A 17,021-nucleotide genomic window follows, 5' to 3' on the forward strand; every position below is an offset into this window, starting at 1 on the left:
TTTTCAAATTTTAATAATTTTTTAAAAAATAGGGTAACCGATATTTATTTCTTGCGTCTAACAAGAAAAGTAAGATTAAAAATTTAGATTATGAACTTTCAACAGTTAATTTGGATCGCAGTTGCGATAAGTGTACTCATTTCAATTTTCGGAGTCAGGTATCTGAAACATAGGGAAAACATGTTTCTTATCCGCAGAAATCAATATTTAAAACAAGAACCTAATATATCTGGATATTTTTCAAGTGGGTTAATTTTATTGGGGATATGTATTGGTGTTACAGTTGGCTTGATTTTAAGACCGTGCATAAATGCCGAAATTATACCTGGCGCATTGTTATATATTTTGTGCGTATCATTTTTCTGCGGAATCGCTCTTTTAGTTATATACTATTATTTTAAAAGTTTAAAATAGAATATGCTAAGGGGATTAATATCGCGGGTTATATGTTTGCTTTTACTTTACATCTCAATTTTCACTATGTCAAATAGAAACCTATTTGCACAAGAGCATTCCGAGGTTAAAGGAAAAGTTGTTGATTCCGTTGATAACGCTCCTTTAAGCAATGTGTCAATTACTATTCTTAGATCTAAAGATTCGATATTGATTAATAGTACTAGGACAAAGGAAGACGGTAGTTTTTCAATAAAAAGCTTGAGCCCTGGTAACTACTTACTATCTGTTTCGCATCTACAGTATACTGCATACAAAACGAGATTAAATGTTACAAGCGATGGAAGTATACCAACCCTGGAATTGATAAAACTCGAAAAGAAAAGCATAAAACTTGATGAAGTGCTTGTCAAGTCGAAAAAGATCGCTGCCATTACCCAGAAGGGAGATACATTAGAATTCCAAGCTGATAGTTTTAAAGTGCGAGAAAACGCACGAGTTGAAGATTTATTACGTCAGTTTCCAAATTTTGAGGTTGACAAGAAGGGCAATATTACGGCCAATGGAGAAAAGGTAAAAAGAGTGCTATTGGAAGGAGAGGAATTTTTCGGAGATGATCCAACTCTGGTTACTAAGAATATCCGTGCAGATATTGTCGAAAAAATTCAATTGTATGATGGCGATAGCGAACAAACTGAACTTGGCGGAAATAATTTTGGTAAAAAAGAGAAAACCGTTAATGTGACTTTAAAAGCGAATAAGAAAAATGGATACTTCGGCAAGATGCAGATATCTGGGGGTACCCCGAAAATATATGATTCCCAAGCAATGTTAAATTCGTTCAGTTCAAAACGCAAGCTTGCAGGCTACGGCATATTAAGTAATAACGGAATCACAGGGTTGGGTTGGGAAGATAAAAGCAATTTTAGTAACAGTGAATTCGGAATCGACGAGCTTGATGGCAGTGGAGGTAATTTCGGTGGTAAAGGAATTCCAACAGTGAAAACTGGGGGAGCACATTTTGATGAAAATTTTGTGGACAAAAAGTATTACATAAATGCCAATTACAAAATCGCAGATTATAATACGCGAGGTTTTGAAAATTCTACTAGTGAGAACATTCAACCTGACAACAGTTTCACACGTTTCTCTAAAGAAGAATTCAATACAAATAATTTAAGAAATAAGGCCGACTTGAGAATAAAAATGGCGCTAGATTCAGCCAACACATTCAATTTATTCTTAGAAGGGCTAAAAAATAAAAACAATGTTCAAAGCGTATTTTCGGATAGCAGTGTAAGAAAAAGTGGAATTAAAATAAATGAGAGCCAACGGGATATCTATCTAAACGGAAACGGTTCTAGTTTTAATGGTTTCTTCGTGTGGAATAGGAAATTCAGTCATGAGAGTTCTATTTCCATTCGCTTAAGCACCTCGAATGCTAGGACAGAGGCCGAACGCAATCTGTATGCAAAGAATATATTTTATAATCTTTCGGATGAAGAAGATCAGCTAATAAAGCTGAATGAACGTCGATTTGATACGAAAACTACCCGACAATATGGTGGGAAGATTGCATATATCAATCAATTTGGGAAAACAATAACTTTAATATCCGAATATGATATATCATCACAACAATCTGATAATACTACTGAAATTTCCAATATTGACAGCACGTCGTTAGGCGTTCATAATGCTATAAAATATAGGCTTAAACAAAATACTCATAAATTAAGGACGTCCTTTGAATATTCACAGTCGCATATTCAGGTGAAAATTGCTCCTGGTATTGAACTCAATCAGCAAGATCAAGAAGACTTTTTAGATAATAATAATCTCAATAGAAAGTTTGTCAACTGGTATCCAAATTTTGAGACCAAATATATATTTCCAAGAAAAAATAGACTATTATTTTCCTATAATGGCGGCACCGTACAGCCTAATATAAATCAGGTTCAGCCCATGCAGATAAATGACGATCCTTTGAATGTTTTTGTCGGAAATCCGTCGCTTAAACCAGCATTTAAGCAATCATTTAATTTAAATTATAGGGATTACCTATTAATGGAAGATAAAACCATCTTATTAAATGGCCTATATGCAGTAGAACAACACTCGATAGTTCCGAAAATTACGACAGATTCAGTTGGTAAAAGTATTTATGAGTTTGCTAATCTTTCAGATATTAAACAAAAATCGTTCGACAGCTACCTTATTTATTCTTTTCGACTGTTGCCGGTTGATATTAAAATTAATAGTGATATTGGTTATGGATTTGCCCACACTGCTAATTATATTAATGAGTTTTTGAATGAAAATAAAGTGCAAAGGCTTAATTTCTCATTAAAATTTTCAAAAAGAAATCCCGAAAAATATGATATTTCAATTTTATTCAATACAAAATATAATACGATCATGTCTTCATTGGATGAAAATCTCAATGCTAAATATTGGACATATTTAATTGTTCCAGAATTTTTATTTTATCCATCCAAGAGGTATGAGCTTTCATTAAATGGTACTTACGATTACCAGGAGCCTATTAATGTATTTAGTAGAAAGTTGGAACGATGTATTATAAATTTCTCAACTTCTAGATCATTTTTTAAAAATCAAAATTTGGTGATTAAAGTATCTGCAAATGATATTTTGAATCAAAATAAGGGCTTTTCAAGATCTGTAAATAATAATTTGATTGTTGAAAATACCTACTCCTCGATTGGAAGAAACTTTTCACTTGGTTTGATTTGGGAGATTAACAAAATGGGAAATTAAAATGAACCACAAAATGTACTAAAAAACAAAAATGATATGATAAATATTCAAAGAATAGTGTTAATTACTATCGCCCTATTTTCCTTCTTTGGGGAGTCCCAGGGCCAGCAAAACGTTTCGACATCAGGTATCATTCATTTTCAAAAGAAGGTGAATAACCATGCACAATTTAAAAATATGTTCGACGATCAGACCCCGCAAGGTAAAAGATTGGTTGATAATTTTACAAAGATGACAGAGCCATTCGATACGTTTCATTTTTCATTGGAGTATGCAGACAATAATACGTTGTACAAACCCGAAGATTACTTTGAAAGTAAAAACATTTTAAGCGAAATTACTGCTCAAAATACTGTTTTTACAGACCTAGATCAAAAACATGCTGTTTCGGCTATGACCATTTTTGACAAAAAAATTAATATGGATGAAGAGCCAATGGCGATTAAATGGAAACTGACAGATGAAACACGCAATATAGCTGGGTATAATTGTATTCGAGCCAACGGCGTATTTGGTGATTCAATCTATGTTGTGGCGTTTTATACTGAAGATATCGCGTTGTCCGGAGGACCTGAGCATTTCAATGGTCTGCCCGGGATGATTTTGGGAGTCGCATTGCCACATGATCACGTCACCTGGTTTGCTACTAAGGTTGAGAAACGATCCAAATCTGATTCCCTGCAGCGAGAATTTGCGGGTGCAAAAATAAGTAGCAGCGAGATACCAGCGTATTTAAAGAAAGCAGTTATTCCTAAGATAAAAATCAAGGAAGAGATGTTTGATAGAATCATGTATTAACACAAATGGTATCTGATACAAATAAAACGAGTGACGAAAAACTTATTGAGGAAGTTTTTAATGGAAATATTATGTCTTTTTCGATTTTAATAGACCGGTATAGTTCGTTTGTTTTTCAAATTGTTATCAAGATTACCGGTAATAGAGAATTTGCAGAAGAGATTACACAGGATATTTTGCTCAAGGTTTATAAAAACCTACATAAATTTGAGTTCAAGTCTAAATTTAGTACCTGGTTGTATCGAGTGGCCTATACTACTACAATTTCTGCCAATAGAAAAGCGTCAAAATTATTTTTAGTTGAAGATTTTGAGCAACACTATTCTAATGAGATTTATGAAGAAGAGGCCGAAGTTGAGTGGCTCGATAAAGGGCAGTTAAATATGGCATTTAAAAAAGCACTATCCGAGCTCGATGAAGCCGACAACTTGATCATAACATTATATTATCTAAATGAACAGTCTATTGACGATATATGCACGATTTTAAATCTCAAGAATAGCGCGGTTAAAACCCGACTGCATCGCGCTAGAACACGATTAAAAAAACTCTTAATATAAATTTTCCCGAGATGTCTGAAAACGAGTACACCGAAAATATGCTTTGGAAGTTTGTCGATGGCAATCTTTCCGAGCAACAAAAAAACGATTTGTTACAGCAATGCGCTGTCAATAAAACGTTGGCCGATAAACTGGAGGAGATCAAATCCGCTCATTCCCAATTGAAACATTTGATGAAAGAATCTATTACCCCAGGGCCTCAATTGACTACAGCCGTCATGTCAGAAATAAATAAATTTGAAATGGCAAAAATGGAATCTGATAAAAGATTTGACTCCATTATTATCGTAGCGACTTTTCTAATACTTACAGGTTGTTTAGGCGTTCCGCTCTATTATTGCATCACAAACGTAGCTTATAAGGATAGTCTTTTGGCCACCCTTAGCAATGATTTATTTTTATACTACATTCCAATTGTATTGGCTTTTATCGCTGCGCTTTTTTTCTCTTCTAGGATTAGGCTGAGGCTATTGAAAGAAGGCATTACTAGTACTTTTTAGACACAGCGTTTAGTGAATATACTATTGTGCTCGTTGAATAGATGATCCGAGAACAATTCTCGATTAGTGTTTTTTTATTAACTGATTTAACCGCTTTATCATGAAGTTTCTCTTATTTTTTGTTATTGCATTATGCTATGCATGCTCTCAATCCGCAGATACAGATCTGCAAAATGCCTTAAAGAGCGCTGGTAAAAATAGACCAGAACTTGAATATGTTTTGGATTATTATTCAAAGCATGATGAGGATAGCCTAAAATATCGATCTGCCAGATATCTGCTAGAGAATATGACCTATCATTATTCTTATAAATCTAATAAGAAGATCGACAGTATCCTACATCAGATTGAAATAGTGATGGATAGTGTATCAAGTCTTTCCAATTCCTTAAGGGATAGCATTTATAGAGAAATGCTAGCGAAGTATGAGAAGCTTCCTTTCGAACGAGTCGATGATACCAAAGTAATCACATCCAAATTCCTGATTAATAATATTGAAAATTCCTTCAAAATTTGGCAGAATGATAATTGGGGTCGACATCTATCATTCGATGAATTCTGTGAGTTTATTTTACCATATAAGGTCTATGATGGTCAAATATTGGATAACTGGAAAGAATATTTTTATGAAAAATATAATAATAAATTAGCTAACTTAAAATACACATCTTTACCGTCCCGAAGCTCATATACTGCGTGTAACATTCTAAATGAGACATTAAGACAAGATATGAGCCCTCAGCTAAATTCTAGCCAAAATTATACGATCATAAGTATGAGAGCATTAGCCAAGATTACTTCAGGTCCATGCGATAGCTACACCTATTTAGCAAATGCTGTCATGAGAGCCAATGGTATCCCCTCAGGAATGGATTTTACCCCACAGTGGCCATTTAGAAGCCAGGGGCATTCTTGGAATTTTTTACTTAATAATACCAAAAAAGAAGTTGTCTTCGAGGCTGCAGGCGATAAGGTAGGGAGCCCTCATAAGTTAGATCATATTATGGTCAAAGTCTTCCGCAAGACATATAAAATAAATAAGGATATTGAGGAATTGATAAAAAATCAAAAAAAGAGCGTCCCGGTAATTTTTTCAAGTCCCTATATGCGAGATGTAACTGACAAATATATGGAAACCGCAGACATTAAAGTGAATGTAAACTCCGACGATCCATATGTTTATTTAGCAGTATTTGATAATGCAGAATGGAAAATCCTAGATTTTGCCAAAAACAATAATGGAACAGCCTATTTTAAGAATATTGGTAAAGACGCCTTATTTTTACCAGTTAGACAAGCTGATCTCGGCGTAGAGGCGATTGGCACTCCCTTTATTCATCATCTCAATGGCACGATAGAGCTGATACAACCTGATACCTCTAAAAAGCAAGATTTACAACTATTTAGAAAATACCCGATATTAGAAAATGTATATGTTTCGAACTTGAGAAAGCTCGGTATGAAAATTCAAGGTGCTAACCGAAGCGATTTTAATGATGCGGTTACTTTCCATGTATTTGATAATTTTGATACAGATATTAAAATCAATAAACAGGGTCAATCGTTTCGATATTGGAGAGTACTATCTGCTGAAAATGGGCATTCCAATATTGCGGAATTATTTTTTTATAAAAACGGTGATAGAAAACCTTCCGTCGGGCAGATTATTGGAACAGCAGGATCATTTGTTCCAGAAAAGAAATATGAAAAAGGAGCCGCTTTTGATCGCGATTTACTCACTTTTTTTGATGCACCCGAAGGGTCAGGAGGCTGGGTAGGAATGTCCTATGAAAAACCGGTAGAAATCGGTCGAGTGGTATGTTTCATGAGAGGTGATGGGAATGATATTGAGGTAGGGGATGAATATCAGTTGATGTATTGGAATAATGGCGTATGGCGATCGCTAGGTGAAAAAAAAGCAGATGATATATCAGTTGAATTTAGCGATTGTCCGCTAAACGCTCTTTTCCTCTTACATAATAAAACAAAAGGCACAGAGGAACGGATTTTTACTTATCAAAATAATAAACAAGTTTGGTGGTAATGCTGTTAGCAGTAAGTATGTGGTTGATAACCAGTAGAATGTCAGTTTCTCTATTTTCGGTATCTCCCACATACCGCTATACTTCATGGACTATTTTTTAGGTATTGTAGCAATCTGTTTTACAATTGTTGTTTCTCTTAATAATGTGATTGGCTATCTAGAGTTCCTCAAAATGTCTGTAGCTATTCTAATAATTTCGGCTGCCTTGTGGAATGCCGCTCGTCTAGTTATTAATCAAATTTTTAATTCTATTCCAAGAAAATATTTAGAATTATCTATCATTTTTATATGTATTAAACCTGATCATATACAACTTCATTAAAACTCTTTATCCTTTCAGCAGTTCATATTCACTGAGGGGGAAATCATGTTTAGACCATTTTTTCTTATAGCCTTCTAATCCTTCCTCATTCCATATGCTGATCAGATTCTCCCGTACCAAATTAATGTATTTCGGCAGGGTAGTAGTTCCCGAAAGTACGGTCTCAAAATTATCTTCACTTATGAGATTCCAACTATCCCAATCTTTGTACCATCGCAGTTCATAGGAAATGCCAGAGCCATTTTTTTTCAATATAAGTTTATGCTCGCCAGGTTCATCCATAAAAACAACTGATTTTTCACCTCTAGTTCTTAATTCAATGGCAGATCGTGCCAATTCCTTCAACGAATCGTGAAAAAAGGAAATATTGAGTGTGACAGTCTTTTCTATATTGCCAACTTCAAGAGCGGCCCAGCCTCCATTATGTAATATGTATTTTAAGGTGAAAACTGATTTCATTGTTTTTCGCAATTTCCTCTACAATTTAAAAAGTATATATCATATTTCTGGGATTTCCTATCGCAAACTTCGACTTTTCGGTATCTCCTATATACCGCTTACATAAACCTTGTTTTCCTCAGATAGCTACTGCCACCACCATACTTTTGCTATACACATAAAAACAAAATAATATGGCAAATCAATTTTTAATTAAGGAAACAATGGCGGATATGAAAGCTATATCCACCGCTGAAATTACAGCTTTACAGAACGGAACTTTTGAGGGAGTTCAGTTATTGGGGTATTATCAAAAAGGGGATACTCCAGCACCTATTATTTATTACTATGTCGATCCAACAACTGATCGTGATCCGGGACCCGATGATGGGGGTAGTATTATTAATATTATGAGTGGTAAATTAGTAACTTATTTTTCTAAATACGTCGATATAAGATATTTTGGAGCTAGTCCGGAGCGGAATGATAATCATATCTATATACAGAAAGTTATTGATAAGTACTTCTATGTTGAAATACCCAATATGAGTTTCGGAATTGGGGCTACCATCCATATCAGGAAAGACAACTTCTCAATGAAAGGTTGCGGCGCTCGTTCCGGTATCAGGGCCGAGGGTTCTGGTTTTACTTTGGTTAAAATGGCTAAGGAAGATAATACTTCAGTATCGTTCATAAATATATCTTATTTGAATTTTAACGGTGTCAATAGGTCTCAGATAGGTTTAGATATTACTGCTTTCCAAAGTTTATTTGAAGGTATATTTGTTCAAAATTGTAGGGAAAATATTAGGTTGTCAGGCACCTGTGTGTTTTTTAGAAATATGTGGATTGTTAATTCTGATATAGGTCTAAACATCATAGAATATTCTCCCGGTATTATTAGCACACAAGTCACTATTGAAAAAAGTAATTTTCAGGGAAATATATTGGGAATGTGGAATTTGTCTACCGATCAAACCCTAAAAACTAGTAATGTTGTAAATTTACTTATAAATGAAACAGTATTTGAAAAGAATGGAAGAGCTTTCGATTTAATTCCATATTCATGCACAATAAGAGACAGCTGGTTTGAACTAAACACCAATCCGCCCCTGATTTTAAAATCGGGTCTACAAACAGAAAATAACAGATTTGATAGAGCAGATCAAAATATTGTTTATAAAGAATCTATAGGATTTGGGCAATATGGAGGATCTGTTAATATAAGTCGTGGAGGAATGGTAGATACAAAAATAATAAGACTTCAGCGGTATGATATCAATGCAAATGACATTTCTGATTTAAGCTTAAGAGCTGTATCCAGTCGTAGCGTGTCAACCGATAATATGTTAGCAGTATATAAAGGTAATAATATTCTCGGGACTTTAGTTTCTCCATTAGGAAGTACTAATGCATTAGGAAATGCAGAAATGATAGGAAAACCCTTAATAGTTAGACATTTTATAATTAAGCCTGACGGATCAGTTTATTTAGGCAATGTTGGCGATGCGATTGTTTCAGTATCAAAAACAGCAACTGGGACTTATGAAATAGTGACGAAAAATTATGATAGGACGACAAATTTCATTATCCAAGTATTCCCCAGAGACAATGCACACCGTTGGATGTATCATTGTTCTTCTGCTTTAGAAGTAGGGGACACAAATGCCTACAATACATATTTTCAAAAAAATAGGGTTAGAATTTTATGTTTTGAAAGAACAGTTTCCGGCACCACTTTTACAGATCAAATTGCTGACGCATATATGTATGTAACTATGATAGGTGACTTAAATATTTTACCTCCTTCAAACTAACTGTTAAGGTCTGTTGATTGTCAGCTTGTTTAACGATTTTGGTTATTTTTTCTGTTTTAGAGCAAACGCTCTAAAACAGAAAAAATAACCAATGAAATAGACTTTTCCGTGTCCCCCGGTACCGCTTACATACCCCTTGTTTTCCTGCCAACTCCTTCAACGGCGATATTTTTGTTAGGAAGAATTGCGAACAGACAAAGTAGAAATGATCTATTAAATTATTAACACGCACAAAGTATTATTTTAAATAATCCACTAATATTTAGCTAAAAAAATTAGTTAATCTAGAGCTTTATCTTTAAATTAGGCTTTAATTATTATTTAAAAACACTATTATGAGAAATCAATTCACTAACAGGAATTTTAAAAAATGGGCTTATTGCGAAATGGTATACGATATGACACCGAGGGCATTTAGGTACAAACGTTTATTGCCGATTATGTTTTTGTATTTTTTGCCTTTAATTGGGGGGGCGGTAATAGCTTCGTCGTCAATGCCAATTGATCTGATTATTGTCTCCTTCATGAGCTTATTAGTGATTTCAATTTTTGGACTTATTTACTTCGTTGATGAGAAGAGTAATCTGGATGATAAATTCAGAAGATTAAATAATCAGTCGGCTACTGCAAATATCAAGGAATCACTTCAAATAGCTAGAAGTAGTGATACAAACTTAAACGTGGAAAATATCTTCTCCGGTAGTTTGTCTGAACTCAAAAAGAGGAAAAATTTAACAAAAAATAGAAAAAAAAACTTTTATCAATTAATCTTGGTTTTACTAGCATATGTTTTAGCGACCCCTAAAATTTTATTTAATGAGGTGATTTTAGCTGATAATGTACTAATTTTTATAGAAGTTTTTAAATATCTAGTGATATTATGGAGTGTGAAGGTGATATACTTTATGATTTTAGATAATGAAATAGCATTATTGAATGAAATACAGCAAATTATTAAAAGAATAAGGGAAAAATAAGTCATTTTTCTGAGTTTGCATCTTATACTAATGATTTGAATTTAAGATAGAGTTCAAGCGATGTAAAATGACCAACAACTATTCCGGAAAACATGTATACATTTATAAATAAATGTTGGTTACAGGTAGTCTGATCAACAAATAGCCAAACTGCTTTCCTCTGCCGGTTAGAGGGAAGCTTTTTTGTTTGGACTATTCAGAATCTCGAGAATTGAATAGACTTTTCGGTATTTCCCACATACCGCTTACATACACTTAGTTTTACTCAAAAAGCCAAGCACACAGCCATACTTTTGTTTTACACATAAAAACAAAAGAATATGGCAAATCAATTTTTAATTAAAGAAACTATGACAGCTATGCGAAGCTTATCTGCTGCTGAAATCACAGCTTTACAAAACGGAACTTATGAGGGTGTGCAACTATTGGGTTATTACGAAAAAGGGGATATCCCAGCACCGATTATTTATTACTTAGCTCCAACGACACCTGATCCCGGCGCGGATGATGGTGGGAGTGTTATTGAAACGAATGGGATTAAATTAGTACATCCTTTTAATGGCTGTATAAACGTTTCCTATTTTGGAATACATCCAAACTCCGGGGCAGATATCACTATTCCTTTACAGCAAGTATTTGACAAAAGTAATTCGGGAAAAGGTATTTTTGTAGTCTTTGAAAACGGTGAATATATTATTGATCCGACATATAATAACAATAGTGGCATCTTCATTAAATCTAACACCACTATTGAATGCAAAGCAGGAACTAAATTCGTGGCAAAAGCCGTATTTAGCGATAAATATTCACTTTTTACTATTGAAAATGCTAAAAATGTTCGAGCTAATGTTTTAAATATTATTGGAGATTTGGGATCTCACCTAGGTGTCGTGGGGGAACATGGTATGGGGTTGAGTATCAAATACTCTTCTGATATCGTTATTGATGATCTTTATGTATCTAAATGTTGGGGGGACGGATTATACATCGGTCAAAGTTTCCTAAATAAAAACACCAATGAAAATTTAATATTCAAAAATATCAATATAGCAGACTGTAGAAGACAAGGTCTGACTGTGATCACGGCAAATGGTCTATTTATAGACAATATGGTAATTGGAAATATTTCGGGTAAGCTTCCTGCTGCCTGTGTCGATATTGAACCTAATTTTTCTTATCAGGTATTAAAGAATATCAATATCAATAATTTAAAGACCTATGGAAACAGTACATACTCCTTTTTGATTGCGTTGGCTAATTATACCAGGGACTCAGATCCCATAAGCATAAATTTAGGCAATATGAATCTCAATGACAGATTCGCAATGGGAGTCAAGGCCTCTGTTGATAATTTTTCGCGAGGAATAATAAATATTGATAATATGATTTTTACTGATAATAGAGCAGACGGATTAAGACTGGATAACTATTATGACGGACCCGATATCAATATAAACAAGCTTGTATTTATAAATACGAATAGAAGTAATACAACTATGGTAGAGGGGGCCTGTTTAAGAATTATTAACACGCGGGAGCAGGTTTTTGAAAGGGAACCGTCAGTTATTATCGGTGATCTGAGGTTTCTTTTTACTATCCCCATGGATAGCTGGGGAATGATGATTTCTGGAAATAATGGGCAGACGCGAAAAAATGTCAGGATTAAGGGCGCGATAGATTATATCGGTGTACCGGAAAATAGAAGAGGTACTTTGCAGGCTGATGACCTATTGGCTATAGGAGGTAGCAAGAGATTATTTAAGAGCATAAATTCAAATACTTTGATAGCACCATATAATTATTTTGATTACATAGATAATGCGTCTGACGCCACTGGCACCTTAGAAGTCTTTTTAGAGAAAAGCTTGTCTAACACTCTTGTGTCAAAAATTGTTTGTGCAAGTTCTTCATCTGCGATCAAAGTAAGGTTTCCGTCCAGTGGAGGAGTTTTTGAGGGGATGCCTAGTACACTTAATAGCTACCTGCAGTCCAATGTCCTAGGAAGTTATATCGTCGTTGTCTGTGTGGATCACGAAAATAATATATGGCGTGTGGCAGAGATGTTTGGTCAGTGGTCTGACGCAAATGGTGTTCTCTATCAGCAACCTACAATGCAAATACCCTGAGTCAGTCTTATATTTAATTTCTATTGAAACTGATATTATAGATTAAAGTAACAAACCACTTAATTAGTCGGCTGTGTCAAAATTTTCTTGGCTGGGAAAATTGATATACCTATACCGTATTCATCTGTAGAATGAATGCGGTATTGTTTTATTGACTATAAAATCAAAATTCCCTTACTTTTCGGTATCTCCCAGATACCGCCTACATACACCTAGTTTTCCTCAGAAAGCCAATCACATAGCCATACTTTTGCTATACACATAAAAACAAAAGAATATGGCAAGTCAATTTTTAATTAAGGAAACGATGGCGGATATGAAAGCATTATCTGCTGCTGAAATCACAGCTTTACAAAACGGAACTTATGATGGCGTCCAGCTTGTAGGCTATTACGAAAAAGGGGATACCCCGGCACCGATTATTGAATTTTAGTTTGTATAATAAATCTTTGGTTAAAGGTAGATACAGCAATATCTTCCTTTTAAAGATTATTTTGGTTACGATTGTTTTTTTCTTAAGAAATCCAAAGATTAAAGAATCGTCGTATGATTACCCATTTACCATTCACTTTTTCAAGCAGAAACGCATTGCCGTTTCCACATAAAGGACCGCATACATGGTCAACCTGCACGTATGCTTTTTTGCGGTTATACCCTATAATAGGAAGGTGAAAGTAATAAATGCTTTTATTACGGTTCATCCTCTGGCTTTTCGGTATCTCCCCGACACCACTTACATAAAGGCTTTTTCCTCAGCTGGCCTAGTCAATAGCCATACTTTTGCTATACAAATAAAAAGAAAAGAAAATGGCAATCAATTTTTAATCAAATAGTTGATGGAACTCGTAGAGATAGTTGGCGGTGGAGTTTCATAACATTCTATATTTGAGTATGTATGAAATAAAAAATGTACAAAATATAGGAGGTTATTATAAAGGTATCAAAGCTCGTTATTCATTTCCTGATGATATTAAAAATAATTTGGATCTGTTTCTGATCCGGCCATCATGTTTAAAGGCTTCTGTCCTGGTTGACGTAATCAGCTGAGTTCATAGAATGTTTCTAATAGCATCAATACTAGCATAGATAAATTTGATAATTTATGTAAATAATTCGTGCAAATTATTTTTGTTATGGGTTAACGTATTTTATTATTTATTTTATAGTAATATATTTGCGATTCATCATATTATCTAATTAAATGAAAAGAGAAATTATTGTATTAGCATTAGTGCCAATGTTATTTTTTGGCTGTAAGAAACAGAAAGATGATAAATCTACGGAGCAGTCGTCGGAAATGATTCAAGTGAAATTCTCTACAGAAGGTTTTCAACAGAAAATCGAACCCAGAGGAAGTAAAGCATCAACCATTACGAGTGGTATTACAGCTGCGGGCTCCGAAATTTCCAATTTACAATTACTAGTTTATGATTTACAAAATAAGTTAATTGTCAGAAAAGAAAATATCAGTGAATCCTCAAAGCAAATAGACAATACCTTTACGTTTGAGATACCAAAAGGCAGATATAAAATCGGGCTTGTAGGACACAACGTGAATTGGAGTACGATGTATTTCAATATCAACGAGAGCAATCCTTTACTGCATGAATTATCGGTGGGTATCCATGCCTTTCCTGATTTTCCCGTAAACACCTATTATTTCTCTGATGCGTTTGTGTATAAATACAAAGAATTTAATTTTCAATCTGACACAACTTTATCTCCATTGACATTGAACCGTTTAACCTCCAAACTTGAGATAAATATTGAGGATGCTATTCCAGAGGATATAAAATTTATTTTAGTGGGAGGAAAAATCAATCCTATTCTAAGTCCCTTTACAGGCATTACGACAAATTATAATGGTAAAGGATATGTCGTATTTGATATTGGTGCTGAAAAACTTAAAACGAATACTATTTTGGCAACGCCAATATATCCATACTTAGATAAGGAAGATCAACCAGTTCAATTGGAAGTATTATTCTTTAATTCATCGTATAAACAGATAGGCATAAAAACAATTGATAAGGTTGTTTTAAAATCGAATCATATTACAAAACTGAATGGAAAATTATTCAGTAATACTTCCAATGGAAATCTAACAACAAATTTGTCATTGGATTATTCAAAAGACATTCTCATAGGCAGCTTTTAGAAAATTTCTTTTTAACATCGACTTGGTATATAAACAACTAGCGCGTTCATATCTGCTTTCCTCCTTTAAGGGGAAAGCTTTTTTGTTTTCAGTACCTTTTAGTTCAAAAGCAAGATACCTAAAGATAACTTTTCGGTATCTCCCCGATACCGCTTACATACACCCTGTTTTCCTCCAATACCCTTCGTAGTAGCTATACTTTTGCTATACACATAAAAACAAGAGAATATGGCAAATCAATTTTTAATTAAAGAAACAATGGCAGCTATGCGAAGCTTATCTGCTGCTGAAATTACTGCATTACAAGCTGGAACTTATGAGGGAGTGCAATTATTAGGCTATTATGAAAAAGGAGATACTCCGGCTCCGATTATTTATTATCTAGCCCCAATGACTCCTGATCCCGGACCTGACGATGGCGGAAGTGTGCTTGTCGTTGCAGGAATGAAGTTATATCACATTTTCAATGGTGAATTGGATATTTTGGTGCACGAAGCGAGAATGCAAACAATCATACCTTTATTCAAAATGCACTGAATTATATTGAGACCAATGGAGGTTGCTCCCTCAGTTTACCTCCCGATCAAATTTTACTTGTTTCTACTAAGTTGCTTGTAGCCTCTTCAATAGTTATCAATGGTAATAATGGAACAATCAAATCAAATACTATTTCATCCGATCTGATTGAATTTGTTTCAAGCTATAATAAAGTTGAGAATTTAATTGTGGAGGGAAAATATGTCAGCAATCAAACAGGAGATCTCGTTTTCAGGCAATCAAATAATAATACCATTACCAATTGTATTTTTAGATCACCGAGCAATGCTGGAATTTTATTTGAGAAAAGCTCTGGCAACTTTGTCCAAAATTGCCGATTCGAAGACAAGTCTTATGGAATCTTGTTAAGGGATTCCTTTAATAACAGTATCACGGGTAATTATTTCACCAGGGGGCGTACACGAGGCGTATTAAATGCCTCTGGATACGAGATCATTCCCAATGGGGACGGTATTAAGATGAGCTCAGGAGCGACTAGTTTCAGTAATCTAAAGGGAGGTTATAAGACTGTTATTTCTAATAATGTATTTGATAATGTTTGGCGTGATGCGGTGGATATGTTTACAGATGGGGAAGACATTGTTTTTTCAAATAATATCGTTTTAAAACCCGAAGCGTTGGGAATGGATATAAAGACAATTTATAGAGCTAATCCCGACGATGGAACTTCAATAATAAATACTCGACAAACGAGGAATATTACTATCTCAGGGAATTATTTTGAAGATTGTGGACTTACAGACTCAGATTCATCTGCCATAAGTATTAAACATACCGAAGAACGTGAAGGGGAATTACATTCTATTGAAAAGGGAGTCCATAATATTACTATCGTCGGGAACCAATTCCATCGAGGGAAAAAGACGGCTATAATTATAGGGTATTCGCAAAATGTGCAAATTAATGGGAATTTATTTAAGGATGTTCCGAAGGAAAATATTCACATTTATCGAGAAAGTCGTCATGTCGTCATTGCAGATAATATATTTGACACGAGTCATTCTACATCGTATCCCATTTATGCTACTCAGAATGAAAATTACAAAGACATAAGTATTACTGGGAACATTTTAAAAAATACAAATGCTTCATTGTATGGGATCATCTGTTATGGAAAAGATATTATGATATGCAACAATAATATAAGTGGGTTTGCAACCAGTATTTATTTGGATAGGGCAGAGGATATACAGATCATGGGGAACAAATTATATGGCGCAACTAGCCAGGCCATCAGACTTGCCTCGCAGAACTATTTCATCAAGGATATACAGATCTTTAATAATAAGATCAGAACGTCAGCTAGAGGGATTTTGTATAATTCAAATACTTCGGATATCATTTCGTCAGGGAATGTCTTTAAAGATTGTACCGTTGGTACGGAAATAAATACCAACCTCATCACAAATTATCAGTCGTTGGGAAACTTTACAGTCTAGATTTGAAAAAGTAAGCAACTTTAATCTTTGAAGATTTTTTTAGATGAGGTAATTTTAGCAAAATCAATGTTTTGATCAACATGTTCTATGAAATGAACAATAGCTATTTCAGA

At 34.3% G+C, this 17,021-nt stretch carries 13 protein-coding genes; 12 read left to right on the forward strand and 1 reads right to left on the reverse strand.

Features of this window, described 5'->3' with window-relative positions:
• The first annotated feature begins 480 nt into the window (after positions 1-480).
• The 5 genes from HMAT_RS02965 (at position 481) to HMAT_RS02985 (ending at position 7,073) form a co-directional block, all read left to right on the forward strand.
• The gene (locus HMAT_RS02965) at positions 481-3,171 is read left to right on the forward strand and encodes an outer membrane beta-barrel protein (RefSeq protein WP_158655576.1); all 2,691 of its coding nucleotides are present in this window, start codon (positions 481-483) and stop codon (positions 3,169-3,171) included.
• Between the two features lie 36 nt (positions 3,172-3,207).
• Positions 3,208-3,969 (forward strand): GLPGLI family protein, encoded by a 762-nt coding sequence (locus tag HMAT_RS02970; RefSeq protein WP_104381314.1) that lies wholly within the window; start codon positions 3,208-3,210, stop codon positions 3,967-3,969.
• A 5-nt stretch (positions 3,970-3,974) separates the two neighbouring features.
• Positions 3,975-4,529, forward strand: coding sequence for an RNA polymerase sigma factor (locus tag HMAT_RS02975; protein ID WP_104381315.1), 555 nt, complete (start codon positions 3,975-3,977; stop codon positions 4,527-4,529).
• An 11-nt stretch (positions 4,530-4,540) separates the two neighbouring features.
• Complete coding sequence (locus tag HMAT_RS02980; RefSeq protein ID WP_104381316.1) at positions 4,541-5,029, forward strand: hypothetical protein; 489 nt, start codon at positions 4,541-4,543, stop codon at positions 5,027-5,029.
• Positions 5,030-5,129: 100 nt separating this feature from the next.
• Entirely contained in the window at positions 5,130-7,073 is a 1,944-nt protein-coding gene (locus tag HMAT_RS02985) for a transglutaminase-like domain-containing protein (protein ID WP_104381317.1), read from the forward strand.
• A gap of 328 nt (positions 7,074-7,401) precedes the next feature.
• Here the strand turns inward: HMAT_RS02985 and HMAT_RS02995 are convergent, their stop codons facing one another.
• Positions 7,402-7,854, reverse strand: a complete 453-nt coding sequence (locus HMAT_RS02995) for a hypothetical protein (RefSeq protein WP_104381319.1) — start codon at positions 7,852-7,854, stop codon at positions 7,402-7,404.
• Between the two features lie 173 nt (positions 7,855-8,027).
• Here HMAT_RS02995 and HMAT_RS03000 point away from each other — a divergent pair, with 173 nt between their 5' ends.
• The 7 genes from HMAT_RS03000 to HMAT_RS03030 all read left to right on the forward strand — a co-directional run bounded on the left by HMAT_RS03000 (position 8,028) and on the right by HMAT_RS03030 (position 16,908).
• Positions 8,028-9,650: a hypothetical protein gene (locus HMAT_RS03000; RefSeq protein WP_104381320.1), complete on the forward strand. Its 1,623-nt coding sequence runs from the start codon at positions 8,028-8,030 to the stop codon at positions 9,648-9,650.
• 335 nt (positions 9,651-9,985) lie between these two features.
• Positions 9,986-10,627: a hypothetical protein gene (locus tag HMAT_RS03005; protein ID WP_104381321.1), complete on the forward strand. Its 642-nt coding sequence runs from the start codon at positions 9,986-9,988 to the stop codon at positions 10,625-10,627.
• Positions 10,628-10,947: 320 nt separating this feature from the next.
• Positions 10,948-12,753, forward strand: a complete 1,806-nt coding sequence (locus tag HMAT_RS03010; RefSeq protein ID WP_104381322.1) for a hypothetical protein — start codon at positions 10,948-10,950, stop codon at positions 12,751-12,753.
• A 277-nt stretch (positions 12,754-13,030) separates the two neighbouring features.
• Complete coding sequence (locus HMAT_RS26895; RefSeq protein ID WP_158655577.1) at positions 13,031-13,186, forward strand: hypothetical protein; 156 nt, start codon at positions 13,031-13,033, stop codon at positions 13,184-13,186.
• Between the two features lie 768 nt (positions 13,187-13,954).
• The gene (locus tag HMAT_RS03020) at positions 13,955-14,911 is read left to right on the forward strand and encodes a hypothetical protein (protein ID WP_104381324.1); all 957 of its coding nucleotides are present in this window, start codon (positions 13,955-13,957) and stop codon (positions 14,909-14,911) included.
• 228 nt (positions 14,912-15,139) lie between these two features.
• The gene (locus HMAT_RS03025; protein ID WP_104381325.1) at positions 15,140-15,448 is read left to right on the forward strand and encodes a hypothetical protein; all 309 of its coding nucleotides are present in this window, start codon (positions 15,140-15,142) and stop codon (positions 15,446-15,448) included.
• A gap of 71 nt (positions 15,449-15,519) precedes the next feature.
• Positions 15,520-16,908, forward strand: a complete 1,389-nt coding sequence (locus HMAT_RS03030; protein ID WP_158655578.1) for a right-handed parallel beta-helix repeat-containing protein — start codon at positions 15,520-15,522, stop codon at positions 16,906-16,908.
• Positions 16,909-17,021 lie beyond the last annotated feature (113 nt).

The organism is Sphingobacterium sp. HMA12, assembly GCF_002933815.1.
Classification (GTDB): Bacteria; Bacteroidota; Bacteroidia; order Sphingobacteriales; family Sphingobacteriaceae; genus Sphingobacterium.

What these genes read in the sequence shown, in the direction of transcription:
- HMAT_RS03020 (WP_104381324.1), top strand. Translation starts at nt 13,955, where the DNA reads ATGAAAAGAGAAATTATTGTATTAGCATTAGTGCCAATGTTATTTTTT.
- HMAT_RS02985 (WP_104381317.1), top strand. Translation starts at nt 5,130, where the DNA reads ATGAAGTTTCTCTTATTTTTTGTTATTGCATTATGCTATGCATGCTCT.
- HMAT_RS03010 (WP_104381322.1), top strand. Translation starts at nt 10,948, where the DNA reads ATGGCAAATCAATTTTTAATTAAAGAAACTATGACAGCTATGCGAAGC.
- HMAT_RS03025 (WP_104381325.1), top strand. Translation starts at nt 15,140, where the DNA reads ATGGCAAATCAATTTTTAATTAAAGAAACAATGGCAGCTATGCGAAGC.
- HMAT_RS02975 (WP_104381315.1), top strand. Translation starts at nt 3,975, where the DNA reads ATGGTATCTGATACAAATAAAACGAGTGACGAAAAACTTATTGAGGAA.
- HMAT_RS02995 (WP_104381319.1), bottom strand. Translation starts at nt 7,854, where the DNA reads ATGAAATCAGTTTTCACCTTAAAATACATATTACATAATGGAGGCTGG.
- HMAT_RS03005 (WP_104381321.1), top strand. Translation starts at nt 9,986, where the DNA reads ATGAGAAATCAATTCACTAACAGGAATTTTAAAAAATGGGCTTATTGC.
- HMAT_RS02970 (WP_104381314.1), top strand. Translation starts at nt 3,208, where the DNA reads ATGATAAATATTCAAAGAATAGTGTTAATTACTATCGCCCTATTTTCC.
- HMAT_RS02965 (WP_158655576.1), top strand. Translation starts at nt 481, where the DNA reads ATGTCAAATAGAAACCTATTTGCACAAGAGCATTCCGAGGTTAAAGGA.
- HMAT_RS02980 (WP_104381316.1), top strand. Translation starts at nt 4,541, where the DNA reads ATGTCTGAAAACGAGTACACCGAAAATATGCTTTGGAAGTTTGTCGAT.
- HMAT_RS26895 (WP_158655577.1), top strand. Translation starts at nt 13,031, where the DNA reads ATGGCAAGTCAATTTTTAATTAAGGAAACGATGGCGGATATGAAAGCA.
- HMAT_RS03000 (WP_104381320.1), top strand. Translation starts at nt 8,028, where the DNA reads ATGGCAAATCAATTTTTAATTAAGGAAACAATGGCGGATATGAAAGCT.